Below are 24561 nucleotides of genomic sequence, written 5' to 3' on the forward strand. Positions count from 1 at the left end.
GGAAGTGCGTGGCCGCCATAGCGATCAGTACTGTACACGCATACAGTGTTTGCCGCCAAACGTGTCGGAAGTGTCCGGTGACACTGCGCAAGGCGCTCGCCTGCTCGGCGATCACTTCAGATGTTCGATGACCGCATCCGCGACGGCATCCGGCGCCTCGCGCAGCGGAAAATGGCCGGCGCCATCGATAACGACGCGCCGATAGCCCGCCGTAAAGTAGCGCGCTTGGCCTTCCGAACTCGCCGGTTCGTCGCAGGCGTCCGCGCCGCCTTGAATCATCAAGGCCGGTACGCCGATGCGATCGATCGTCGCAAGCCGCGCGTACAGATCGGCGAGCGCCGGATCGGACGGCTGATCGCTCCGCCAGCGCCGGCGATACGCGTTCAGCGTGATCGGCACCCAGTCGGGATTGTCGAATGCGCGCGCCGTCGCCGCGAATTCGGCTTCGTCGAACCAGCCGGGCGGCGACCATGTGTCCCACTGGATGCGCGCGAAGCCTTTGGGATCGGCGGCGACGGCGTCCGGGCCGCCGTCGAGCGACATGAACCATTGGTACCAGAAGCGCCGCGCCTGCGAGAAGTCGGGCAATTCGAAGACGCCGCGCGGCTGATACGCCAGCGCGAGCGCGGCCATGCGGCGCACGCGCTCGGGAAACAGCGTGGCGATCGTGTAGGCGGCGCGCGCGCCCCAGTCGTGGCCGACGACATCGAACGTGGCGATGCCGAGCGCATCGGCGAGATCGACGGCGTCTCGCGCGAGCGCGACGCCCGAGCCGTCGCGCACGGCGTCGTCGCGCAGGAAACGCGTGCCGCCCGCCCCGCGCAACTCCGGCACCACGGTTCGATAGCCGGCGTCGTTGAGCCGCGCGGCCACGGCATTCCACGCGCGCGCCGCATCCGGCCATCCGTGGATCAGCAGCACGACGGGCGCGTCGGCGGGACCGGAATCGGCGTAAGAGATATCGAGCGTCAGCGTGCGCGCGTGGCGTGCGAAATCCAGCATGGCGAGACTCCTCGAAAGGGAGGAGTCATTCTAGCGAGCAGTGAAAACACGCGCTCGGCGCGCTCACGCCCCGATCAACACCCCGCTCCTGATCGCCTTCTCACCCGTTACGCGCCCCATCGGCGCGCCCGCGTACACGAAGCGGACCGCGCGTCGCATGTAGAACACGCCGTCGTTGGCCGTCGTGACGGTCGTCACCGAGTCGGTGACCGGATCGACGATATCGAACACCGGATCGCCCGCTTGCAGCCGCGCGCCCACTTTCGCGCGATACACGACGATTCCGCTCGCCGGCGCCGTCAGTTGCTGGCTGCCCGCGAGCGGCGTCGCGGCCTGCGCGAGCGGCGGCGCGTCCTTCGCCTCGCCTTCGATCACGCCGCGCGCGATCAGAAAATCGACGATGGCCTCCGCATCCTGCGACGCCGTGTCGTAATCGACATCGCGCTGGCCGCGATGCTCGATCGTCGCCGCAATGTTCGGCGCGCCGAGCGGCGTTGCATCGCCGAGGCGCTCGCGCAGCTCGTTCCACAAAAGCGCATGAACCTCGTCGAAAGATTGACCGCCCGAATCCGTCGCCAGCAGCACGCCGTTCGCGCCGAGATAGCGCGCGAGCGGCTCGATCGCGGGCCAGCTCGCGGGACTCGTGTAGATGTGCATCGTCGCTTCGAGCGAGCAATGCAGATCGAGCACGACATCCGCTTTCGACGCCAGCCCGAGCAGCGCAAGCCGCAGCGATTCGAACTCGTTCTTCGCGGTCGTTTCGCCGAGCATCTCGACGAGCGCGCCGCGCAGCAGACGCGCGTTGTGCGCGGCATCGCCGGACGATAAGCGCGCGCCCACGCGTTCGATCAGCGCGGCAGCGGACGGCATCGGAAAATTGCGGTTGAAGTTGTGGCCGCTGTTCGCCTCGAAGCGCCCGAGGAATTGCCCGAGCACATGCTGCGACAAGCCGATGGGATTCGCCACCGGCACCAGCACGATTTCGCCGCCGATGCGCCCTTCGGCTTCGAGCGCGGCGAGACGCTGCTTCAAGGTCCACGCGGTGAGCATGGCGGGGGTTTCGTCGGCGTGCAGCGACGCTTGCAGATAAACGCTTTCGCCATTCGCGGCATCGCCGAAATGAAAGCTGGCGAGTTCGCGCGACGTGCCGAGCGTCGTCGACACGAGCGGATGACGTTGAGTGTGCATGTTCAGTCGCCGTAGACGTCGAAATCGAAATACTTGCGCGCGATTCTTTGATACGTGCCGTCCGCGCGCATGTCGCCCACGGCCTTGTCGACCTGGGCCTTCAGCGCCGCATCCTCCTGCCGCAGACCCATGCCGACGCCGTGATCGCCCATCGACAGCGGCTCGCCGACGAACGCGAAGCCCGCGCCGCGCGGCGTCTTCAGAAAGCCGTGCTCCGCTTCGACGGAACCGAGCAGCGCGGCATCGATGCGTCCCGCGGTCAGATCGTTGAGCACGCCGTCCATGCTCTGATACGCGACCACTTCGACGCCGCCCGGCTGCCAGTTCTTCATCGCGTAGGTTTCGAACTGGCTGCCGCTCTGCACGCCGATGCGCTTGCCGCGCAAGCCCTGCGCGCTCGCCGTGAGCGGCGCGCCCTGCTTCGCGATCAGCCGCGAGCGGAACTGGAAGAGCTTGGTGGAGAAAGCGATCTGCTTCATGCGCTTGTCGGTGATCGCCATCGACGACATGATCCCGTCGATCTTGCGGGCCTGCAGCGCGGGAATCATCCCCGAGAACTCGAGTTCGACCCACTGGCAGCGCATCGCGATGCGGCGGCAGATTTCATCGCCGAGATCCACGTCGAAGCCCGCGACGTGGCCATCGGGCGTCTTCACGTCCATCGGCGGATAACCGGGATCGATGCCGAGGCGCAAGGTGTCGGCGTCTTTAGCGTGAACCGGCGCGGCGGCGGCGAGCGCGGCGGCGAGAAAAAGCGTGCTGAGTCTGAGCATGAACGCGGTGCCTCCTGATTGTGGCCACCGATGGTACGGGCCCAAAACGCTCGTAAAAAGAGGCGTTTTGCTTATCATGTTCAGTTTTCGAGATCACCGACGGAGACGCCGAACGTGGATCTGACTCTCACGCAGTTGCGCATGTTCGTCGCCGTCGCCGATGCGGGCAGCGTGCGCGCCGCCGCGCGCCGGCTCGACGTTGCGCAAAGCGGCATCACGCAGCAGTTGCAGAAGCTCGAAGCGATCGCGGGCGGGCCGCTCTTCGAACGCGACGTGCGCGGCGCGCGGCTCACGCCGATCGGCGAGCGCTTGCGTGTACGCGCCGACTTGATTCTGGGGGAATGCCGCAAGACGGAAGACGAGATGCGCCAGTTGCGCGGCGAACTGACGGGTCGCGTCGCGCTCGGACTCGCGGCCGAAGCGACGATGCGGCTTTTTCCCGCGCTGCTGGCGAGCTATCGGGAGCGCTGTCCGCGCATCGATGTGCATCTGACGAGCGCGACGTCGCGGATGCTGACTTCGTGGGTACGCGACGGCAGCCTCGATTTCGCGCTCGCGCTCATCGCACCGGGCGCGGACATCCACGACATGGAAACGACGCCGCTCTTCGATTCCGACGTCGCGGTGATCGCGCGGCGCGGTCATCCACTCGCACGTTCGCGCGCACTGGCCGACTTGCAGAACGCCGAATGGGTCAGCACACGCCAGCGCGGCGGCGGCGCGCCGGCCAACAAGCTATCGGCGCTCTTCGAGCACGCGAAGCTCGCGCCGCCGCGCATCGCCGCGACGACCGAAGCGGTCTTCGACACGCTGCATTGCATTGCGTCGAGCGATTATCTCGGGCTCGAACCCGCGAGCCTCACCGGACATCCGTTCTTTCGCGAGCACGTCGAGATCGTGCCGATCGCCGAACGTGCCGGAAGAACGCCCGTCTGCCTGCTGCGCCGCGCGGGCGTGCCGCTCACGCCCGCCGCGCAGGAACTCGCGACGATGGCCGTGTCGTACGCCCGGATGCTGCCGACTCAACGCGATGCGTGACGCGCATGCGAGCCTTTGGACTTCGCGGCCGCGTTCCTGCGGCGCGTCGCCCAGCCCTTCTTCGCGGCTGCCGAGCGATCCGCCGCCGAGCGCCGGCTCGCGGCTGCATGCGTCTGCCGCGACAGCGACTTGTGCGAAGCGGCCTTGGTGCTTTCGCGCTTGAGCACGCGCGTGGACGTTGCCGAGCGCTTCGCCTTCGACTCCGTGCTCGGGCTCTTCTTCGTCCGATGCGCGGCCTTGGTGTCCTGCGCGGCCTTCTTGCGTGTCGCCTCGGACGCCGTGCCCTTCTTCGGCGGCTTCATCTTCACGCCTGAGCGACGCGCCTCGGACAAACCGATGGCGATGGCCTGCTTCGCCGATTTCGCGCCGTGCTTGCCCTCGCGAACGTGATCGATCTGCTCCTTCACGAATGCGCCGGCTTGCGTGCTCGGGGACTTGCCTTCGCGTTTGGCTTTCGCCGCGCGCTCGAGAGTTTTCTTTTCGGGCATGTCGGACCTCCTTGGTGAAGTGGACTTGCCCTGACGAAGCGAGCAACGTGCGTGCCCGCCTCGCCCGAAAACCTTACTGTGTAAGACGCAGCACGCCTAGATTGCCCGCGATCTGCTGGAAGATCTGATTGAGCGTCGTGTTGCTCGGCGCGTGATAGTAGTTGCCGGGGCTCGCGCAGTTCTGCATCGTCGTCTGCGCGCTCACGCTGGCCGTATCCGTTCCGTAAGTGCCGAACGTAATCGAATAGATGATGATGCCGTCCTGCTTCATCGCCGAGCACACCGCGAGCTGGTACGTATTGATGTCGTCGACGGAGCCCATCGAGCCGGGGCCTTTGGGGAACACCGTGCTCGACGTCAGATCCGCGCGGCCCACGCCCGACAATCCGTTGAATGCCTGCGGCGGCATGAAGCCCGTCGATCCGCCCGGATCGTTCTCGCCGTCCGTCAGCACGATGACCACGCGCTGCAAGCCCTGCGTCGTCTCCGGGCGCGGCAAGGACGTGTCGGTCGAAATGAAGCCGTTGCCCGCGCCCGCCACATTGTCCGACCACGACGACTTCAGCATGCGCCAGCCCCACAGGAGACCGGTCGGGATCAGCGTCGAGCCGGCCGCCTTCATGTTGGTGATGGCGGTCGTCAGATCGCTCTGGCTCTTCGTGAGAAAGAGCGCAGGCGCGATGTTGCACGGACCGTTGGTGCCGTAGTTGGTATTGCCGTTCTGATCGTAGGTCGTGGTTGAAGTCGAATTGCTGCTCGAATTGACGTACCACTGGTCGTAAATCGCGGGCGGCGTTGCGCCCGAGTATGTCGTACCGCACGAAGTCGTCACGCTGCCGCTCGTGAGATACGTGAGCGGCGCGCCGACCGTGACGGTCGGGTTGCTGTTGATCGTGCAGGTGGTGATCTTGTTCTTCGTCGATTTGGTGTACGTGTAGACCGAGAAGCTGTTCTTCGGCACGTTCCAGAAGAAGGGCCTGAAGTTCGGCGACGACGCCGGCTCGTAGGCCTCCGCGCGCAGGTTGCCGCCCGCGTCGCGCGGCTCGACCGCGCAGCCGCCCCAGCCCGAACCCTTCCAGTTCTTGCTGGCGGTCATCGACATATGCTGGGCGTTGTAGTTGTCGAACAGCGGCGTGATCCACTTGCCGGTGGGCTGCAACGCATTCTTCACGTTGACCATCGTCGTGAACGGCACGAGGCCGACATACGAATCGGTCGTGGACGACTGGAAGATGCTGGTGACGAGATTCTGCGCGGCCGCGCGCAAGCCCGTGATCTTCGTGCCCGCCGTGTAGTCCTTGGTGTTCGCGTAGTCGGACATCGAGCCGGTATTGTCGAGCACCATCACCAGTTCGAGCGTGCTCTTGGGCAGGCGCAGCGCCGCGTTGCTCGCGCTGACGGTCGCCGTGTCGGGATTGGTCTGGTTGTTGCCGCTGTCGGAACCCGTGTCCGTCTTGGCCTTGCCGAAGAAGACCGGCGCGAGCAGCGGCATCGAGCCGGATGCCGAGAGCTTGATGGTCTGCCCCGTCGCGGGCGCGCCCGTCACCGACGCCGAGAAATTCGCGTTGGGGATGTTCAGCGCCAGATAGCCGGACGGCATGTTGACGTCGTAGAACGCGCGAGCGTCGGTCTTCCAGTTGGCGAGATCGGCGGGCTTGGTGGTGTCGTAGTGCGCGAGATCCGCGCCCGCCGAGAGCGTCGCGACGTCGAGCGCCATCTGCATGCGCGCCTGCGTCATTTCGTAGTGGATCGAGTCGATGGCCATGCACATCGAGCCGATCATCATGCTCGCGCAGATCGCGAACATCATCGTGACGGCGCCCTCGTCGCCGCACACCAGATTGCGCGCGCTGCGCGCGCTCAGAGGGCCGTGCTGCTTTCGCATTGCGATGTCGACAAGGTCGAGGATGGGTTCGAGAGCGCCAGCACCTGCCCGTTGCGCGGACGAACGAAGACGCGCTCGTAGATCGTCGTCTCGCCCGGTGCGCTGCGCCAGAACGGCGCGGTCATCGAGAACGGCGTGTAACGGTAGAAGACTTCGATCGCCACCGCCGAATCGCCGTAGCGGAACGGCCAGTTGCTCGGCACGACCTTCGTCGCCGTGACGCTCGACGTCATGCCCGTCGGCTGCCATTTCGGCTTCGCGCTCCACATGATCGCCGGCGTGCCCTTGGTCTGCGCGAGCGTTCCGCCCATCTGCGTGCAATTGCAGTTCACATTCTGGTCGCAGATCGCCGTGATGATGACGCCGCCCTTGCTGTCGAGCGTGTTCGGCTGCGCGAGCGTGACCGCCGCCGCCCAGATCGACGTGAGGCTGTTCGCGTTGGTCGCGTTGTTCTTGTCCGACGTGTCGTCGATGACGTTGCTCATCTGGCCGATCGAATCCGCGAGCGTGAACGCCGTATGCTCGACGAGACTCACGGCGCGCATGTACAGATACAGCTCGGTGAAGCCGAGCAGGATCAGCAGCATCACGGGCACGACGATCACGAATTCGATCGTCACGGCGCCGCGCTCCGAGCGCATGAGCCGTTTCGACACCGAGCGCGCGCGTCGCGTGACGGCCGCCGCGAACAGGGATCGCATCGTTGCGCTGACGGGCTTCATTTTTCGTTCTGCACGAGATAGTTGCGTTGGAAGGTCATCGAGTTGATGCCGAAGAGCTTCGGAATGCCCGAGAAGGTCGGCATCGTCACCGTGATCTGGTAGAGCACGACATCGCCGAAGCCGCCCATCGTGTCCTCGTAGTTGCCTGCGGAAATATCGTTGTACGAGTCGTACGCGTAGGTCTTGATATCGACGGTGCCGTTGATGTTCTTCCAGCCGCCGAGAATGTTGTTGACGATGCGCGCCGCCTCCTGGCTGCGCGTGCCGCTCGACGGATCGGTCGTCGTGAGCCCCGCGCGCGAGGCCTGCTGCGCCGCGTATTGCACGGAGGCGTCGACGATCATGTCGAGCGCGACTTCGACCGTGCCGAGAATCAGGATGAACAGCACCGGCGCGACGATCGCGAACTCGATCGCCGATACGCCGCGCTCGTCGCGCGCGATGCGCTTCCAGAAGCGGCGGTTTCCGAGCGACCGCGCGCGCAAGATCATTTCACGCTCGCCGTCTGGACCTTGGGCGTCGCGATCGCGGAGACGGCGACGCTCTTCGACGGCTGCGCGCTCGTCTGTCCGTCGCGCTCGCGCTGCAGTTCGTAGTAACGCAGGTTGTCGCGCACCGACGCCTTCGGCAAATCGCGCGACAGGATCGCGGCGGCGGCTTCATCGTTGCCGAGCAGGCCGTACGCGAGCGCGAGATTCTGGCGCGCTTGCGGCGGCGCGGCGGGAAAGCGCGTCACGTCGAGCAGCACGTTCGCGCCCTGACGCGGATCGCCCGACAGCGTGAGCGAAAGACCGAGATTCAGCGACAGCATCGGATCGCCCGGATTCGCGATCAGCGCTTCGCGCAGCAGCGCTTGCGCGCGCGCGTGATCGCCGGAGAGATCGAGCGCCGCGCCGAGGCCCGCGCAGGCGAGCGGATCGTTCGGCGTGATCGCGAGCACGCGATGATACGTCGCGATGGCGTCGGCGAAACGTCGTTGATGAATCGCCACGCGCGCGATGCCGATGAGCGGCGGCGTCGCCTTCGGATCGATCTGGCTCGCGCGCTGATAGTAGACGCCCGCGCGCGTGAAATCGCCGACGCCGTACAGCGTGTTGCCGAGACCCGTCAGGCCGGGCACGGACTTCGGATCGGCCTGCACGATCTTTTCGTACAGCGAAGTCGCGAGCTCGAAGTTGTTCGATTCGAGCGCCGTGTCGGCGATGCGCAGTTCGCTCATCGTGCTCGGCGCGGAGTTGCGCAGCACGGGGCGCGTTTCGGTCGCCTGGCGCACGGTGGTCGTGCAGCCGGTGGCGGCCAGCATGAGTGCGAGCATGGAGGCGAGTGCCGCGATACGCGCGGTGCGTTGGATGGATGGCTTCATTTATTTCCCGCGATGAACGCAAGCAACTGAATGACGGCAGGGCCCGCCGCGATCGAGATGATGGCGGGCAGAATGAACAGCATCATCGGCACGACCATCTTCGGCGCGAGCTTCGCGGCCTTCTCTTCGAGCGAGACGATATGCGCGAGACGCTCGGTGCGCGACAGCGTGCGCAGCGCCTGCGTGATGGGCGTGCCGTAGCGCATCGACTGCGTGAGCGTCGAGATGAGCGCGCGAATCGACGGCAGATCGATGCGCTCGGCGAGATTGTTGAGCGCGCGCGTGCTGTCGCCGGATAGCTTGAGCTCGTCGGCGGCGAGCGCGAATTCGTCGGAGAGCGGCGGGCAGATCGTCTTCAGCTCGTTGGCCACGCGCCGGATCGACACGCCCAGGCTGTTGCCCGCGTTCGTGCAGATGACGAGCAGATCGAGCGCATCGGGCAGGCAGCCGGCCATCATCTTGCGGCGGCGCGACGCCCGGAACGCGACCACGTACTCCGGCAGGATCATGCCGACGATGAACACCATCAGCATCGCGATGCCGCGTGCGGCCGGATACGCGCCGACCATCGGAATGCGCGAGCCGAGCATCACGGTGGCCGCCGCGCAGGCGAGCCCGCAGAAGAATTTCACCGCGAGCAGGATCGACACCGCGAGGTTGCTGCGATAGCCGCTGCGCACCATTTCCTTCTGCAGCTTGAGCCGATATTTCGCATCGAAGAACGGGATCTTGTCGCCGATGCGCGCGAGCCGGCGCATCACGCGCTCGCCGCGCGTCATCGTATCGCCGTCGTCGTCCGTCGCGACGTTGTCGGAGCGGTGCGTGGCCGCGGCCATGCGCGCGCGCTCCGCGATGCGCCCGCGCGTGCCGCCGTGCTTGGTCATCCACCAGATGGCGAGCGCGGCGAACAGGCCGAACAGCATCAGCAGATTGATGAGCGTTTCGAACTGGTTCTGGTTCATCGCGAGGTATCGAGTTTCGACATCTTGCCGATCACGATCAGGCCCACGACGATGGAAATCACGCCGAACGTGAGCACGTTGTTACCCGAATCGGTGTTGAACAGCACCATCAGATAGTCGCGGTTGAGCGCGTACATCGATCCCATGATGACAACCGGAATCGCCGCGAGAATCTTCGTCGTGATGCGCGCCTCGCCCGTCAGCGCCTTGGTTTTCTGGCGAATCTCGCGGCGCGTGCGAACGATGCCCGACAGGTTTTCCAATGTCTCGCCGAGCTGGCCGCCGGTTTCGCGCTGCAGCAGCAGACATACGCAGAAGAACGAAAAATCCGCGATCTCGATGCGCCGCATCGCCACCGCGAGCACTTCTTCCAGATCGAGGCCGACCTGCAGCGAGTCGGCCATCAATTGGAACTCGCTCTTGAGCGGCTCGCGGCATTCGCTCGCCGCGCTGCCGATCACCTGCGTCACGGGCACGCCCGCACGCACCGCGCGCACGATCATGTCGATGACATCGGGGAAGCCGTCGAGAAAGCGCTTGCGAAAACGCTCGACGAGAAAGCGGTACGACTGGGTCAGCGCGAGCGCCGGCAGGCCGATCGACACGAGCGGCGGCAGAAAATCCGGCATCGGCGCGAAACGGTTGACGATGACGGCGACGAGCTCGCCCGCGAGCGTCGCGACGATCACGATACGAAGGCCGTTCGCGCCCGCGACCGTGCGCAGGCGCGCGAGGCGCGGCCCGGTCCAGCGCGTGAAAGCGTTCTCGTGGCGATTGACGTGGAAGATGTCGAGATCGTGCTTGCTGGCCTTCGCCACGTTCGCGCCGCGCCCGGCGAACGATGTCTGCATGCGTTGGCGGATACGCGACGGCGGCTGATTGTTGCGCATGTCTTGCACGATGACGACCATCACGCCGAACAGCATCACGCAGACGAACGAAGCGACGGTGATGAGATTGACGAGGTTCATGGCTTCATCGCTTCCAGAAGCGCATCTTCGAGGCCGTAGTACGCGGCGCGCTGCGCGAAGGCCGGACGCACGGCGGCGGTTTCGAAGACGCCCTTCACTTCTTCGCTGTAGGCGCTCGCGTCGTAGCGGAACGTGAACAGATCCTGGGTGATGATGACGTCGCCTTCCATGCCGACGAGCTCGGTGATGCGCGTCACGCGCCGCATGCCGTCGCGCATGCGCTCGATCTGCACGATGAAATGCACGGCGCTCGCAATCTGACGGCGGATCGACAAGAGCGGCAGGTTGCCGTTCGCCATCATCACCATCGATTCGAGACGCGTGATGCCGTCGCGCGGCGTGTTCGCGTGGATCGTGGTCATCGAACCGTCGTGGCCGGTGTTCATCGCCTGCAGCACGTCGAACGCTTCGGGGCCGCGCGTTTCGCCGAGGATGATGCGGTCCGGGCGCATCCGCAGCGCATTGCGCACGAGATCGCGCTGCGTCACGGCGCCGAGACCTTCGGCATTCTCCGGCCGCGTCTCCAGACTCACGACGTGCGGCTGCACGAGTTGCAGTTCGGCCGCATCCTCGATCGTCACCGTGCGCTCGCCGTGGCCGATGAAATGAGACAGCGCGTTGAGCAGCGTCGTCTTGCCCGAGCCGGTCCCGCCCGACACGATGATGTTGAGGCGGCATGTGCTCGCGAGCTTGAGCACGGTCGCCATTTGCGCGGACAGGTTGCCCTGCGTCGCCATGCGATGCAGCGTGATGTTGCGCTTCGAGAACTTGCGGATGGAGATCGACGCGCCGTGGATCGCGAGCGGCGGCAGCACGACGTTTACCCGGCTGCCGTCGGCGAGACGCGCATCGACCATCGGACTGCTTTCGTCGACACGACGTCCGACGCCCGCCGCGATGCGCTGCGCGACGTTGACGACGTGCGCGTTGTCGCGGAACTTGCAGTTGGTCAGTTCGAGCCGGCCGTGCCGCTCGACCCAGACCTGATCGGGACCGTTGACGAGCACGTCGGTGATGGTTTCATCGGCGAGCAAGGGTTCGATCGGGCCGAGACCGAACATGTCGTTCAGCAGCTCGCCGACGATCTGCACCTGCTCCGCGATCGTGACGTTCAGGCGCTCGCGCTCCGCGACATCGAGCACCAGCGTTTCGACCGCAGGCTTCATCTGCTCGCGCGTCTTGCCGACGGCCGCCGACGGATTCATCGCCGCGAAGACGCCCGCGCGGATCGTCTTGAAGAGATCGGAGCGCACGAGCGCTTCGTTGCCGTCCGGCTGCTGCGAGCGCACGGGCGCAGGCGCGGGCGCGGCGGCCTGCTTCTCGACGAGCGAAAGCGGCGGCGCCTCACCTTGCGGCTGTCCGTTCGCGCCGTCGCGGGAATCGGACGGCGGCTCCGCGCGCACCTGCTTTTGCCCGAACATCACGCCCTCCGGAGCTTGAACTTGCTCAGGAACGAGCGCTCGACCGTCGCGTGCTGGCCGGTGAGGTCATTGGCGATGCGCGCGATAGTCTGCGTGAAGCCGTTCTGCGCGCGCTCGACCGGCGCTTCGCCAAGGTTCTCGGCGGTCGCGAGCGCTTTCGGCTCGAACTGCACTTCGTGCAGCACGGTGCGGCCGATCGCCGTCATGAAATCCGTTTGCTGCACCTTCCCTGCGGCCGCCGCGTTCGGATTGTTGAGCACCACGGAAGTCGGCGGATTGTTGTCGCGATCCTCGATGTAGCGCAGCATGCGGATCGTCTCGCGGGTCGCATGTACCGAGCGGTCCGCGACGAGATACACGCGCGACGCGTGATCGAAGGCTTCGGCGGCGAGCGGGCCGTTCGGATCGCCGATATCGAGAATCACGTAATGGAAGCTGTCGCACAAGAGCTCGACGACGCGGCGCAGCGCGCCCGGCTCGAACTGCTTCGTCGTGCCGTAGTCGATATCCGCCGACAGGATGAAGAGGCGGCTGCCGTTCGAGACCAGCGTGCGTTCGACATATTGCGGATCGAGACGATGCACGTTCTGCAGCACGTCGACGAGGCCGTTGTTGCTCTGCGTGCCGAGCATGCTGTTGGCGGCGCCGCCGCACATCTTCAGGTCCACGTACGCCACGCGGCGATGCGTGTCCTCGGCGAGATAACGCGCGAGATTGAGCGCGAGCGTCGTCACGCCGACGCCGCCGCGCGCGCCCGCGAACGCGATGGTCTTGCCGGCGCGCGCGAGCGTCACCGGGCTCACCTTGCCCTCGGAGACGTTGACGGTGCGCTTGAGCAGCTCGACCGTCAGCGGCTTGACGAGATAGTCGCGCACGCCGATCTTGAGCAGGCTGCGGAACAGGCCGACGTCGTTGCGCTCCCCGATCGCGACCACCTGCACCGAGGGCTCGCACACTTCCGCGAGACGGCCGAGGTCGGAGAGCGGCATCACCGATCCTTCCAGATCGACGAGCAGAAAGAGCGGCGATCGCTCGATCTTCGACAGATGCGCGATGGCGTCGTCCACGTTGCCGACGGCGATGTGAACGTGCGGCATCGCCTGTTCGAGCACGAAGCTCTTCAGGACCTGCTCGGTCTTGCGGTCCGCCACGAACGCGATGAAGTCGGCGATCCGGACGCCCTGCTTGCCTTTGAAGAAGCTGATCTCGGTGGTGCTCATGTTCTCGGTCCGTGAAGGCGCTAGGGCAACGCTGATTAAGTCCACCGCTTGTGCGGGTCAAGCGTTATAGAGCGCACAAGCAACGAGTAAGCCAAAAGACAATGAAACAGCAGACGCTCGCGATGGCCGCGGATCAAGGTGCGGGTTTCGAGACTCGGCGCAAACGCACGCGACGCGACGAGTTTCTCGACACGATGAACAGGATCGTTCCGTGGACCGAACTGTGCGCGGTAATTGAACCGTATTACCCGAAACGGGGTAACGGTCGCCCGCCGATTGGTTTGGAACGCATGCTGCGGATTCACTTCGTGCAGCACTGGTTCAATCTGGCCGACTTCGCTTGCGAAGAGGCTTTGTATGACAGCACCAGCCTGCGTTGCTTCGTGGGCATTGATCTGGGCTGCGAAGCCGTCCCGGATGCGACAACGCTGCTCAAATTTCGGCGCCTGCTTGAGAAGCACCAACTGGGTGAACGGCTCTTCGCGGAGGTGGGGCGGATGCTGCAAGCCAGCGGTATGAAGCTTGCCAGCGGCACGATCGTGGACGCGACGTTGATCGCCGCCCCCAGCTCGACCAAAAACAAGCAGCAGGCGCGCGACCCCGAGATGCATCAGACGCGCAAAGGAAAGCAGTGGTATTTCGGCTTGAAGTTGCACATCGGGGTCGATAGTCAAAGCGGCCTGGCACATAGCGCGGTGGTCACGTCGGCCAACGTGCACGACAAACATCCGCTGCCGAAATTGCTGCATGGGCAAGAGCAACGCGTCTATGGAGATAGCGCCTATGCGAGCCAGAAAGCGCTGATCCGTGACAAGGCCCCCAAGGCACGCGACTTCACCAATCAGCGTACGCGCCGCGCGGGTAAAGTTGACGAGGTAGCGCGCGGCAAGAATCGCAACAAGTCGAAGATCAGGGCTCGGGTTGAGCACGTGTTTGCTGTCGTCAAGCGCCTGTGGGGCTTCTCGAAGGTACGCTATCGCGGTCTGGCGAAGAACGCCAATCGCGCCTTCGTCGCGCTGGCGTTGAGCAACGTCTATCTCTCGCGCAGGCGATTGATGGCACAGGTACGCCCGTAATGGGCGAAAAGCGGGCCGCAGGCCCGTGCGCAACGCCCAGGTGGGCAAGAAATGCAGCGGCAAAGCTTCGCTCACGATAAACCCACCTGTGTTCGCGCCCAATTTGATAAATACAACGGCTTGTTCAGCGTTGCCCTAGTTCGAATCGCGCGTCGACGACTTGTCGAGCTGGAGGACGTGGCCGGTTTCGTAGCGGCGCATCGCGCTGGCGGCGGTCGCGCCGTCGGCGGGGCCGAGCGGCTGCGGCGCGACGATATCGGCCGGATGCGCGAGCTGCGCCGCGAGATTCGTGTAGGTCGCGCAGCCCCATTGCATCGACGGGCGCTGCCTGCCGGCATCGGAGAGAACGGGCGGGCGCGAGAGCGCCGCGCAATCGGGCGGCACGGCGCCGGTGCCGTCATAGCCGATCACCGATTCGTTGGGCATGTTGCGCGGCGGGTGGAAACACCCGGACAGGCCGCACGCGAGCGCGAGCAGCACGGCGAGGGTCGAGACGCGGGTCGGGCGAAGTGCGAGTTTCATGGCTGGGCGCTCAGTAGACGTAGCCCGCCGCGCCGACGAGACGCGGTTCGGATGCGGACGGCTGCGCGCCCGCCTTGCGCTGGAAGCTGTATTCGACGTCGCTCGAAGGCGAGATCAGCGAATCGAGCGGCGAACGCAGCTTCGCGGGATCGGTCGGCTCGACGAGATACGGCGTCACCATGATGACCAGCTCGGTCTTGTTGTTCTGGTAATTCGACGACGAGAACAGCTTGCCGAGCACCGGAATCGAGCCGATGCCGGGAATCTGCGAAACGATGTCGGTGGTATTGCTCTGCAACAGCCCGCCGATCGCGAAGCTCTGGCCGCTCGCCAGCTCGACGGTCGTATCGGCGCGGCGCACCGAGAGGCCCGGCACGGTCACGCCGCCGGTCGTCACGCTCGCGGTCGAATCGATCTGGCTCACTTCCGGGCGCACCTTCAGGCTGATGCGGCGTTCGTTGAGCACGGTCGGCGTGAAGTCGAGCTTGACGCCGAACTGCTTGAATTCGACCGAGATCGCGCCGTTGGTCTGCGAGACGGGAATCGGAAACTCGCCGCCCGCGAGGAAGCTCGCGGTCTGGCCGGACATCGCGACGAGATTCGGCTCGGCGAGCACGGTGAGCAGGCCTTCCTGATTCAGTGCGTCGATGAGCGCGCGAATGTCCGTATTGCCCGCCTTGAAGCCCGCGAGAACCGAGAACGCGTTGTTGGACGGCAGGTTGATCGGATACACGACGCCGCCGTTCGAACCGACGATCGGCTGGCTCAGATTCTGGATCGCGCGGCCCGCGAAGAGCCCGCCGAGCCAGTTGCCCGAATTGCCGAGCGCCTGCCAGTTGATGCCGAGCTGCTGCGTCACGTTGCGGTCCACTTCCGTGATGCGCACGCGCAACTGCACCTGCAGCGGACGGTCCACCGTCAGGCGGTTGATGAGCACTTCCTTGTCGGCGAGAAACGGCGTCAGCGCCTGCACGATCGCATCGGCATCGCTGGAAGTCGGCACCTGGCCGGAGACGAGCAGCGAGCCCTGGCCCGAGCTCGTCTGCAGGTTCAGGTTCGGAAAGCGCGCGGCGAGCATGTTGCGCACCGAGAGCATGTCGCGCGCGACGACCACGGTGCGCTGAAGCAGCGTCTTGTTGCCCGGCCCGAGCACATACAAGGTCGTCGTGCCGTTCTTCTTGCCGAGCACGAACACGGTCTTGGGCGAAGGCACATGCACGTCCGCGATCGACGGGTCGGCCACGAACACCGAAGTCGCATCCTCGGGCAGGCGCAGCATCGTGCCCTTGCCCGCGTCGAGCGTAAGCGGGCCGAGCGTGACGGCGGCGTCCGCCTGGGCGGCGAGCGCGGTCCGCGCAGACGCCGCGGCGCGCACGCGAGGCTGCTGCGCGAGCTGCATGGCGGGCGCGGCGTCATCGCCCGGCTTCGTGGACATGACCGGCTGCGCCGCCGCTACGGACCCCGCCAGCAGCGCGCCGGCGCACGCGAGCGCGATTCGTGCGTTCTGCACGGTTCGCGCGCTCCGTCTTTCGATGCTGCTGAAGTCCAACTGCGTTCTCATGAGATTCGATCCTGGCACTGTGCTGCCGTGACTTGATGCTGCTGCTCCATATCGGCGCCGCGTTCGGCCGCGGCGGACGATGCTCATCGGGCCGGCACGCTCGGAATCGGCGGCGCGGCGTCCGACGATCCGCCGACCTGCGCGACCGTCGCACCGGCTTCGCCCTTCTCCGATCCGCGATAGATCGTGACCGGACGCGCGGGCGCCGCCACGCGAACCGGCGCGCTGACCTGCGTCTGGCGCGAGCGCGGCAGATCCCGCACGGCGCGCGAGATGTCGCCGGCCCAGATCGGCGCGTGCTGCGCGGACGATGCAGGCGCCGCCGCAGTCGCCGATGCGTTCGGATCGCGCTTGTCGGTCGCGAAGCTGCGCAGCGCGAGCGAAAGGGAACCGAGGCGCGCCGCCACGGCGACGACCTCGCCCATGCGCGGCGTCACTTCGAGCGTCACGGTGCGGGCGCGCGCGATGGGCTCGCTGCTGTCGCCGTTGTTCTTGGGCCGCTTGATCTCCGAGCCGACGGCCAGCACGCGTACGTGCTCGACCACGGTTTCGCTCGATACGGCCATGTCCGGCGAATCGGTGCGGCGCTCCATTTGCTGCGTCAGCAACAGATCGACGTAATCGCCCGGCTGAATCAGACCTGCGTTGCCGGAGACGTCATCGACCGCGACGGACACGGCGCGCATGTCGGGCTTGAGCGTCGCGGCGAGAAAGCCGGGTGCGTTCGGCAAAAAGACATCGGCCGCGGTCAGCACCGCGCCGCTCGCGGCCGGATGGCGCAGCAGCGCGCCCTTGAGGTCGGGCGCGTTCTGCGCGCCCGAAATGATCGCGTTGGGCGGAATCTGGTTGGCGGGCATCGCCTTCCACGCGAGGTCTTCGTCGCGCAGAAGCAGGCCTTGGGGCAGATCAGCGGCGCTCACCTGCACCTTCTCGGTCGTCACGGGCTGATTGGCCGGGCGCGAAGCGCTCGCGACCACGACGCGCACGATGAGCGCGATGAGCAGCGCGCCGATCAGAAGCATGGCGAACTTGATGATGTTGGACATGAGCGCGCCGTCCTATCGGATCGCAAAGAAGGGCATGAGCGCCGGCAGCACGATCACGAGACCGCCGCCGAGCGCGAGGGCCACGCCGTACGGAACGCCGCGCGCGCCGGAGAACATCGCGAGCGCTTTCATGGGCATGAACCGTTGCACGGGGTCCATGTGGCGCGTCGCGAGGCTGATGAGGGACACGACGGTCCCGATCACGGAAATCAGGGTTAAGGCGGGCAAGGACAAAGCGAGTCCGGCCCAGAGAAAAATCACGGAGGCGAGTTTCGCATCGCCTCCGCCCAGCATTTTCGCCGCGAACAGCACGGCGCAGACCAGGAATACGCCAATCGCGAGCAGCAGATGCACGATGACATCGTCGACCGGCATGCGGCGCGCCAGCGCGTCGGCAAAGAAGAGCGCCCCGACGACCAGCACGATTTTGGTCGGCAGGCGTCGGGAGCGCACGTCGATGACCGCGAGCCAGAGCAGCACGCAGAGCACGATCAGGCGGATGGCAAGAGACAAGAGCTGCACGTTGGTCTCGTTGTTGTGTGGGCCGGCGCTTGTTAGTTCGCGCTGCTTTGTGCCGTCGTGACCTTGTCGAACAGGGTCGAGAACATCGTTCCGACACTGGTGCTGAACGTGCTCGCCATCGCGCCGAGCGCCAGCACGACGATGCCGGCCAGGACTGCATACTCCATCGCGCTGACGCCGCGCTCGTCGCGCACGAATGCCTTCATCAGTTTGCGCATTTTTCTTTCCTTCAAGGGTTTAGGTAGGTGTGGACCCGGCAAAAGGAATACCGGGCAGGACCCATCCTAGCCATTTTGGGAAGGAATAACTTCGCGAATTAAAGCCTGAAATGGCCTCTTTCCGAGGTTTAGAAAAACGATGCGCGCGCCCTTTGTCGGCAACAATCCGAAATACTTTAGAGAGTGGATTTTTTCTTTTTTTATTTTTAACCAATCGACAAGACGGGCGCCCTATCGTTTTAAGCAGATCCCGCAAACTTTAGAGAAACCGTCTACTGATTTCTGGCGAAATGCGCTCGTAAGAAACGGCTCGACAAAACCTGAGCGATCCGGAGCCAAGCGCGCGGCGCAGCGCGAACCGCGCCGCCGCGAAAACGCAAGATTACCTTTTATTACCTGCTTTTGTCACGCAGTTTGCGCAGCTCGCAAGATTATTATCCAGGGCCGCTCTTTCATGCCTTTCCATGCAAGCTTTATCCATCGCGCTTCTCGTCTTGTGGAAAAGAAGGCATGTCGATATCGCTGCTTGCCGAGCGGAAATTATCGCGCGCTTCTTGCGCGAGCTTTTCATAACGCTTGCGAAAAACCGTGAGTTCCTTTTCATCGAGCTCTTCGAGATCGAGCAGCGCGTTATGCGCCTTGTCGATTGCGCGAATCAGTTCGTCGAGCTTGATCTGCATCGCTGCGGTGTCGCGGTTCTGCGTGTTCTGGATCAAGAACACCATCAGGAAAGTGACGATCGTCGTCGACGTATTGATGACGAGCTGCCATGTATCGCTGAAGTGAAAGAGCGGTCCCGAGACGGCCCAGACGATCACGAGCACCACGGCGATGACGAAGGTCGATGCGCGGCCCGCTAATTGCGCGAGCGCATTCGAGAACCTGAGAAACCACGAAGTCTTCATTCGGCGTCTCCTGAGCTTGAGGATCTGCTACGGGGCGCGGCTAGAATACCGCTTGTGAACACGAAGCCCAAACCCATCGATTTCTACGCGCCGTCCGAGATCGTCGCGCAACGCCTGATCGGCGCGATCGTGACCGTCGACGGTATCGGCGGCCGCATCGTCGAAACGGAAGCGTACGACCGCGAAGATCCGGCCTCGCATAGCTTCTCCGGTCCGACGCCGCGCAATGCAGCCATGTTCGGGCCGCCCGCGCATGTCTATGTCTATCGCTCTTATGGCATTCACTGGTGCATGAATTTCGTGTGCCGCGAAGCCGGTCATGGCGCGGGCGTGCTGATTCGCGCGATCGAACCGCTCGTCGGCATCGATGAAATGCGCGAGCGGCGCGGCCTTGCGCCGATCAAACTGCTGTGTTCGGGACCGGGCCGCGTCGCGCAGGCGCTCGGCATCACGCACAAGAACAATGGCATGTCGCTGCTCGAAGCGCCGTTTCATATCGAGCCGCCCGAGGAAGAATGCGCGATCGTTCAAGGACCGCGCATCGGCATCAGCAAGGCGATGGACGTGCCGTGGCGTTTCGGGCTTGCCGGTTCGAAATTCGTCAGCAAGCCCTTTCCGAAGGATTGACGCTTCAGTCAGCCGGACGCAGCTTCTTCACTTCATCGTCCGATGGCTGCACGCTCGCGCCATCGACATAACGGAAGGACGTCATCACGCCCTTGCCGTCTTTCAGCCCGGTTACGCCGACATACGCGCCCATCGTCGATTGATTGTCCTCCTTGCGATACGTGATCGGACCGAACGGCGTATCGACAGGCAAGCCCTTGAATGCGGCCGCGAGCTTGTCGGCGTCGGGCGAGCCCGCTTTCTTCAGGCCGTTCGCAATCGACATCATCGCCGTATAGCCGACGACCGAACCGAGGCGCGGATAGTCGTGATACTTCGCCTCGTAAGCGGCGACGAACTTCTTGTTCGCCGGCGTATCGATCGAATACCACGGATAACCCGTCACGATCCAGCCGACCGGCGCTTCCTTGCCGAGCGGATCGAGATAATCCGGCTCGCCCGTCAAAAGCGATACGACCGCGCGATTCTTGAACAGGCCGCGCGTATTGCCTTCACGCACGAACTTGCCGAGGTCCGCGCTGAAGAGCACGTTGAAGATGCCTTCGGGCTTTGCATCGGCGAGCGCTTGCGTGACCGCGCCGGCATCGATGTTGCCGAGCGGCGTCGCCTGCTCCGCGACGAACTCGACATCCGGCTGCGCGGCCTTCAGCAAGCGCTTGAACGTGGCCACCGCCGATTGCCCGTACTCGTAGTTCGGATAGACGAGCGCCCAGCGCTTCTTGCCGAGCTTCGCGGCTTCGGGCACGAGCATCGCGACCTGCATGTAAGTCGAAGGACGCAGCCGATATGTGTACTTGTTGCCGTCCTGCCAGACGATCTTGTCGGTGAGCGGCTCGGCTGCGAGGAAGAAGATGCGCCGTTGCTTGGCGAAGTCCGCGAGCGCGAGACCCGTATTCGACAGATAACCGCCGAACAGCAATTTCACCTGCTCGCGCGCGACGAGCTCTTGCGCGACGCGCACCGTATCGCCGGGATTGCCGTTGTCGTCGCGCGAGACGACTTCGAGCTTGTTGCCGTTGATGCCGCCCGCCGCGTTGATCTCGTCGAGCGCGAGATTCCAGCCGTTCTTGTACGGCATGAGAAACGCGGGCTGCGCCTTATAGCTATTGATCTCGCCGATCTTGATGGTGTCGGCGTGCGCGGCGAACGCCATGCCCGCTGCGATGGCCGCGATAGTGAAGCGCATTGGCGCCATTGAATCTTCTCCTCTCCGTTTGAATGATCGTTTAAACACCGAGCAACTCGCGGCGCGCGGCATCGTCGCTCGCGAATGCGTGCATCGGGCCTTCATGGCGAATCTGCCCTTTTTCCAGCACATAAACGCGATCGCTGACGAGTTCCGCGAAATGCAGATTCTGTTCCGACAGCAGTATGGCGAGCCCTTCGCGCTTCAGTTCGAGAATCATATCGGCCATTTGTTCGACGATGACAGGCGCGACACCTTCCGATGGCTCATCGAGCAACACGAGGCGCGGATTGCCCATCAGTGTGCGCGATACGGTCAACATCTGCTGCTCGCCTCCGCTCATGCGGCTCGCGCGGCGATTGCGCATTTCGCCGAGATTCGGGAACACGCGAAAGAGCTTTTCGGGCGTCCACGATGGCGCATCTTCGCGCGGCGGCTGCCGGCCCGTGTCGAGGTTCTCCATCACGGTGAGATCGCCGAACACGCGGCGATCTTCGGGCACGTAACCCAGCCCCTTGCGCGCGATGCGATGCGGCGCCATGCCCGCGATGTCTTCGCCCATGAACGACACCGCGCCCGATATGCGCGGCAGAAGACCCATGACGGCTTTCATCGTCGTGGACTTGCCCGCGCCGTTGCGGCCCATCAGCGCGACCACTTCGCCTCGTCCGACTTCGAAGCCGACATCGAACAGTATTTGCGCGCGGCCATGGAACGCATTCAACGCATCGACTTTGAGCAGCGTCATGACGATGCCCCCGCATTCAACGCCGCACGCGGCGCATACGATGCGCCCGTGCCGAGATAGACCTCGCGCACGCGGGCATCGTCGCGGATCGCTTCGGCATCGCCTTGTGCGATGAGACGTCCGCGCGCGAGCACGATCAGCTTGTCCGCATGTGAAAAGACCACGTCCATGCTGTGCTCCGTGAACAGCACGCCGATGTTGCGCTCTCTCGCTAGACGCGCGGTAAGCGTCATCAATTCATTGCGTTCCTGTGGCGCCATGCCAGCGGTCGGTTCGTCCATCAACAAGAGCTTCGGATGATTTGCAAGCGCGATAGCAAGCTCGACGCGCTTCACGTCGCCGTATGCGAGCACCGCGCAACTGCGGCGCGCATGCATCGCCATGCCGACGAGATCGAGCAACGCCATCGCTTCGTCTTCCCTCCACGATTCGACGCGCCCGAACAGCCTGTAGATGCGCCGCTCGCGCGAAAGCAATGCCATCTGCACGTTTTCGAGTACGGTCATCGAACTGAAGGTCGCGGCGATCTGAAACGTGCGCGCGACGCCACGCCGCCAGATATCGCGTGGACGCATGCCCGCGATATCGTGACCGTCGAAGCGGATCGCGCCGGAAGTCGGCTTGAGCTGACCGTTGATCATGTTGAAGCACGTCGATTTGCCCGCACCGTTCGGACCGATGAGCGCGAGCAATTGACCGGCTTCGAGATCGAATGAAACGTCGTCGACGGCGTGCACACCGTCGAACGACTTCGAGAGATGCGCGACGGATAGCAGGCTCATTGCGCCTCCCTGAAAAAGCGCTCGCGCACGAAACCCGCGATGCCTTGCGGAAACGCGATGACGAGCACGAGGATCGCCGCGCCGAGCAGCGCTTGCCAGTAGTCGGTCTGACGCGCGACGGCATCCTGCAGCCAGGTGAACACGCTCGCGCCGACGATCGGACCGGCAAGCGTCTGGATGCCGCCGAGCAGGACCATCACGAGGCCGTCGACGGAGCGGCCGACGCTGATCGCTTCCGGCGAGATGTTGCCCTTCGAGAACGCATAGAGCGAACCCGCGAGCCCGCACACGAGCGCCGCGACGATGAACGCGGCCCACTGCACGCGCGCGACGTTCACGCCGATCGCTTCGGCGCGCAACGGCGAATCGCGACCGGCGCGCATCGCGAGACCGAGCGGCGAGAAAAGCATGCGCCGCAAAAGCCATACGCCGATGACGGCGAAGAAGAGCGTGAGGTAGTAGAACGCGACGGGAGACGATAGCCACGGCGACGGCCAGATGCCCAATATGCCGTTGCTGCCGCCCGTCACGGCATCCCATTGAAAGACGACGGACCAGACGATCTGCGCGAACGCGAGCGTGAGCATCGCGAGATACACGCCCGATAAGCGCACGCAAAACCAGCCGAACACGATCGCGCCGATGCCCGCAATCAGCGGCCCGAGCACGAGCGCGGCTTCCATTGGTAACGCGAATACCTTGAGAAACAGCGCCGCGCCGTATGCGCCGAGGCCGAAGTACGCCGCATGACCGAACGAGTGCATGCCGCCCGGTCCCATGATGAAGTGCAGGCTCGCGGCGAACAGCACCGCGATCATGATCTCGACGAACAGCACGGGCATGTACGGAAACGCATCGGCGGCGAGCGGCGCGAGCGCAAGCGCGATCACGGCGATGAACGCCGCGATCCTCATGTTTCGCGTGGCGGGTAGCAAAGGCCGGTCGGCGGGCGCGGCGGAACGTGCGATCGTCTGCGGACGGCCGAAGAGTCCCCACGGACGCAGCACGAGCACGACCGCCATTACGACGAACTCGGCGACGAGCGTGAACTTCGACAGCGAGAAGCCGACGCCCATGATCGTTATGTTCCCGATGCCGATGCACATCGCCTTAATTTCGGCGATCAATAGCGCGGCGACGAACGCGCCCGGAATCGAGCCCATGCCGCCGACCACGACGACGACGAACGCATTGCCGATGGTCTCCATATCGAGCGAAAGATTCGCCGACATGCGCGGCACCTGCAGCGCGCCGCCGAGTCCCGCGAGCATCGCGCCGACGAAGAACACGCCGGTAAAGAGCCACGCCTGATTGACGCCGAGCGCGCCGAGCATCTCGCGATCCGCGCTCGCCGCGCGCACGAGCGTGCCCCAGCGCGTGCGCGTGAGCGCATACCAGAGCATGAACAGCACAAGCGGGCCGATGACGATCAGCGCGAGATCATAGGTGGGCAACGCATGACCGAGCAGCTGCACCGCGCCTTCGAGATGCGGTGCGCGCGGGCCGAACAGATCTTCCGGTCCCCAAAGCCACAGCGCCGCATCGCGAATGATGAGCACGAGCGCGAACGTGGCAAGCAGATGAAACAACTCCGGCGCGCGATAGATGCGCCTCAGCACGCTCACTTCTATTACTGCGCCGATCGCGCCGACCAATAGCGCGGCGCCCGCGATCGACGCCCAGAACCCCGCGACGCTTTCGCCGAAGCGGCTCGCTAGGCTGTACGCGACATACACGCCGAGCATATAGAGCGAGCCGTGCGCGAAGTTGACGATGCGCGTGACACCGAAGATCAGCGACAGTCCCGAAGCGACGAGAAAGAGCGCAGAAGCATCGGCGAGGCCGTTGACGAGTTGAACGAGCAGGTTGGAGAGCATCGGCTCTGTGAGCATTTCGGCGGAAAGAGCCGACATTATCGATGAATTGCGCAACCTTCTCGTGGCGCGACAGAAACATCCCGCGTGAAAACCACTGGAAAAAACGTATTGACGGCGTTTATGTCTCGTATATGCTCGCTGAAGGGCAATTGTCGGCATGGGCAATCGCTCTGCAAATCCACTCGACCAACGAGTCTTATCGTGAAAGTCCAAAGCCCTCTGGCACGCAGGAGCCATCACTCCCGCGCCGATCGCTGCGGCAAGCTTCCCGATCGCCGCTTCCTGTCGGTTCTGACTGTCCTCTCCCGCCGCTGCGTGCGGCGTCGCAACGCGATTTCCGCGCGCGCGTTCATCGCCGTGCATTGCGTCGGCGCGGCTTCGCTGCTGCCGTAGCGCCTCCTCTCGTTTTCTTCTCCATCAGTTGTTGGTCCGCGCGCGTGCGCCCGCACGCGTGAACG

At 64.5% G+C, this 24561-nt stretch carries 26 protein-coding genes; 4 read left to right on the forward strand and 22 right to left on the reverse strand.

What is annotated here, in order from left to right; all coding sequences use genetic code 11:
• Window positions 1–111: 111 nt before the first annotated feature.
• From NCR93_RS18510 to NCR93_RS18520, 3 genes are all read right to left on the reverse strand, one after another.
• Window positions 112–1002, reverse strand: coding sequence for an alpha/beta fold hydrolase (locus NCR93_RS18510; RefSeq protein WP_008352942.1), 891 nt, complete (start codon window positions 1000–1002; stop codon window positions 112–114).
• 63 nt (window positions 1003–1065) lie between these two features.
• Window positions 1066–2190 (reverse strand): succinylglutamate desuccinylase/aspartoacylase family protein, encoded by a 1125-nt coding sequence (locus tag NCR93_RS18515; protein WP_175979504.1) that lies wholly within the window; start codon window positions 2188–2190, stop codon window positions 1066–1068.
• A 2-nt stretch (window positions 2191–2192) separates the two neighbouring features.
• Window positions 2193–2963: a transporter substrate-binding domain-containing protein gene (locus NCR93_RS18520; RefSeq protein WP_008352936.1), complete on the reverse strand. Its 771-nt coding sequence runs from the start codon at window positions 2961–2963 to the stop codon at window positions 2193–2195.
• A 114-nt stretch (window positions 2964–3077) separates the two neighbouring features.
• Between NCR93_RS18520 and NCR93_RS18525 the strand changes: the two genes are divergently transcribed.
• Window positions 3078–4001 (forward strand): LysR family transcriptional regulator, encoded by a 924-nt coding sequence (locus NCR93_RS18525; protein WP_175979505.1) that lies wholly within the window; start codon window positions 3078–3080, stop codon window positions 3999–4001.
• Here the strand turns inward: NCR93_RS18525 and NCR93_RS18530 are convergent.
• The 9 genes from NCR93_RS18530 to NCR93_RS18570 form a co-directional block, all read right to left on the reverse strand.
• Complete coding sequence (locus NCR93_RS18530) at window positions 3986–4489, reverse strand: DUF6496 domain-containing protein (protein ID WP_008352931.1); 504 nt, start codon at window positions 4487–4489, stop codon at window positions 3986–3988. The genes NCR93_RS18525 and NCR93_RS18530 overlap by 16 nt on opposite strands.
• A 73-nt stretch (window positions 4490–4562) precedes the next feature.
• Window positions 4563–6374 (reverse strand): TadE/TadG family type IV pilus assembly protein, encoded by a 1812-nt coding sequence (locus tag NCR93_RS18535; protein ID WP_239294391.1) that lies wholly within the window; start codon window positions 6372–6374, stop codon window positions 4563–4565.
• Window positions 6350–7096, reverse strand: a complete 747-nt coding sequence (locus NCR93_RS18540; protein WP_239294390.1) for a TadE/TadG family type IV pilus assembly protein — start codon at window positions 7094–7096, stop codon at window positions 6350–6352. The genes NCR93_RS18535 and NCR93_RS18540 overlap by 25 nt, the downstream gene beginning before the upstream one ends.
• Window positions 7093–7587, reverse strand: coding sequence for a TadE/TadG family type IV pilus assembly protein (locus NCR93_RS18545; protein WP_008352927.1), 495 nt, complete (start codon window positions 7585–7587; stop codon window positions 7093–7095). Before NCR93_RS18545 ends, NCR93_RS18540 begins: the two co-directional genes overlap by 4 nt.
• The gene (locus tag NCR93_RS18550) at window positions 7584–8459 is read right to left on the reverse strand and encodes a tetratricopeptide repeat protein (protein WP_175979506.1); all 876 of its coding nucleotides are present in this window, start codon (window positions 8457–8459) and stop codon (window positions 7584–7586) included. The genes NCR93_RS18545 and NCR93_RS18550 overlap by 4 nt, the downstream gene beginning before the upstream one ends.
• On the reverse strand, window positions 8456–9421 hold the full coding sequence (locus NCR93_RS18555) for a type II secretion system F family protein (protein ID WP_175979507.1): 966 nt from the start codon (window positions 9419–9421) through the stop codon (window positions 8456–8458). Before NCR93_RS18555 ends, NCR93_RS18550 begins: the two co-directional genes overlap by 4 nt.
• Window positions 9418–10392, reverse strand: a complete 975-nt coding sequence (locus NCR93_RS18560) for a type II secretion system F family protein (RefSeq protein ID WP_175979508.1) — start codon at window positions 10390–10392, stop codon at window positions 9418–9420. Before NCR93_RS18560 ends, NCR93_RS18555 begins: the two co-directional genes overlap by 4 nt.
• Window positions 10389–11813: a TadA family conjugal transfer-associated ATPase gene (locus NCR93_RS18565; RefSeq protein WP_008352923.1), complete on the reverse strand. Its 1425-nt coding sequence runs from the start codon at window positions 11811–11813 to the stop codon at window positions 10389–10391. Before NCR93_RS18565 ends, NCR93_RS18560 begins: the two co-directional genes overlap by 4 nt.
• Window positions 11813–13033: a CpaE/TadZ family protein gene (locus tag NCR93_RS18570; RefSeq protein ID WP_008352922.1), complete on the reverse strand. Its 1221-nt coding sequence runs from the start codon at window positions 13031–13033 to the stop codon at window positions 11813–11815. The genes NCR93_RS18565 and NCR93_RS18570 overlap by 1 nt, the downstream gene beginning before the upstream one ends.
• Before the next feature lie 101 nt (window positions 13034–13134).
• Here NCR93_RS18570 and NCR93_RS18575 point away from each other — a divergent pair, with 101 nt between their 5' ends.
• Window positions 13135–14109: an IS5 family transposase gene (locus tag NCR93_RS18575; protein WP_250532274.1), complete on the forward strand. Its 975-nt coding sequence runs from the start codon at window positions 13135–13137 to the stop codon at window positions 14107–14109.
• Window positions 14110–14244: 135 nt separating this feature from the next.
• Here the strand turns inward: NCR93_RS18575 and NCR93_RS18580 are convergent, their stop codons facing one another.
• The 6 genes from NCR93_RS18580 to NCR93_RS18605 form a co-directional block, all read right to left on the reverse strand.
• Window positions 14245–14631: a CpaD family pilus assembly lipoprotein gene (locus NCR93_RS18580; protein WP_175979509.1), complete on the reverse strand. Its 387-nt coding sequence runs from the start codon at window positions 14629–14631 to the stop codon at window positions 14245–14247.
• Window positions 14632–14641: 10 nt separating this feature from the next.
• Window positions 14642–16030 carry a type II and III secretion system protein family protein gene (locus NCR93_RS18585; RefSeq protein ID WP_372492487.1) on the reverse strand — a complete coding sequence of 463 codons (1389 nt, stop codon included), beginning with the start codon at window positions 16028–16030 and terminating at the stop codon, window positions 14642–14644.
• 245 nt (window positions 16031–16275) lie between these two features.
• Window positions 16276–17238, reverse strand: a complete 963-nt coding sequence (cpaB, locus tag NCR93_RS18590) for a Flp pilus assembly protein CpaB (RefSeq protein ID WP_008352917.1) — start codon at window positions 17236–17238, stop codon at window positions 16276–16278.
• Between the two features lie 12 nt (window positions 17239–17250).
• A complete protein-coding gene (locus NCR93_RS18595) occupies window positions 17251–17760 on the reverse strand; it encodes an A24 family peptidase (RefSeq protein ID WP_008352914.1) in 510 nt (169 codons plus the stop codon).
• Between the two features lie 32 nt (window positions 17761–17792).
• Window positions 17793–17978 (reverse strand): Flp family type IVb pilin, encoded by a 186-nt coding sequence (locus NCR93_RS18600; RefSeq protein ID WP_175979510.1) that lies wholly within the window; start codon window positions 17976–17978, stop codon window positions 17793–17795.
• A 473-nt stretch (window positions 17979–18451) separates the two neighbouring features.
• Window positions 18452–18883 (reverse strand): low affinity iron permease family protein, encoded by a 432-nt coding sequence (locus NCR93_RS18605; RefSeq protein WP_008352912.1) that lies wholly within the window; start codon window positions 18881–18883, stop codon window positions 18452–18454.
• A gap of 54 nt (window positions 18884–18937) precedes the next feature.
• Between NCR93_RS18605 and NCR93_RS18610 the strand changes: the two genes are divergently transcribed.
• On the forward strand, window positions 18938–19510 hold the full coding sequence (locus NCR93_RS18610) for a DNA-3-methyladenine glycosylase (RefSeq protein ID WP_008352911.1): 573 nt from the start codon (window positions 18938–18940) through the stop codon (window positions 19508–19510).
• A 4-nt stretch (window positions 19511–19514) separates the two neighbouring features.
• Here NCR93_RS18610 and NCR93_RS18615 read toward each other — a convergent pair whose 3' ends face one another.
• Genes NCR93_RS18615 through NCR93_RS18630 form a run of 4 tightly spaced genes read right to left on the reverse strand, consistent with a single transcriptional unit; the run spans window position 19515 to window position 24103 of the window.
• Window positions 19515–20705: an ABC transporter substrate-binding protein gene (locus tag NCR93_RS18615; protein WP_175979511.1), complete on the reverse strand. Its 1191-nt coding sequence runs from the start codon at window positions 20703–20705 to the stop codon at window positions 19515–19517.
• A gap of 31 nt (window positions 20706–20736) precedes the next feature.
• Complete coding sequence (locus NCR93_RS18620) at window positions 20737–21444, reverse strand: ABC transporter ATP-binding protein (RefSeq protein ID WP_249798690.1); 708 nt, start codon at window positions 21442–21444, stop codon at window positions 20737–20739.
• Window positions 21441–22226 (reverse strand): ABC transporter ATP-binding protein, encoded by a 786-nt coding sequence (locus tag NCR93_RS18625; protein ID WP_175979512.1) that lies wholly within the window; start codon window positions 22224–22226, stop codon window positions 21441–21443. The genes NCR93_RS18620 and NCR93_RS18625 overlap by 4 nt, the downstream gene beginning before the upstream one ends.
• Window positions 22223–24103: an ABC transporter permease gene (locus NCR93_RS18630; protein WP_175979513.1), complete on the reverse strand. Its 1881-nt coding sequence runs from the start codon at window positions 24101–24103 to the stop codon at window positions 22223–22225. Before NCR93_RS18630 ends, NCR93_RS18625 begins: the two co-directional genes overlap by 4 nt.
• Before the next feature lie 201 nt (window positions 24104–24304).
• Here NCR93_RS18630 and NCR93_RS18635 point away from each other — a divergent pair, with 201 nt between their 5' ends.
• Window positions 24305–24496 (forward strand): hypothetical protein, encoded by a 192-nt coding sequence (locus NCR93_RS18635; protein WP_008352906.1) that lies wholly within the window; start codon window positions 24305–24307, stop codon window positions 24494–24496.
• The last annotated feature ends 65 nt before the right edge of the window (window positions 24497–24561 follow it).

Origin of the sequence: Caballeronia sp. ATUFL_F1_KS39 (assembly GCF_023630985.1) — a bacterium.
GTDB classification, from domain to species: Bacteria; Pseudomonadota; Gammaproteobacteria; order Burkholderiales; family Burkholderiaceae; genus Caballeronia; species Caballeronia zhejiangensis.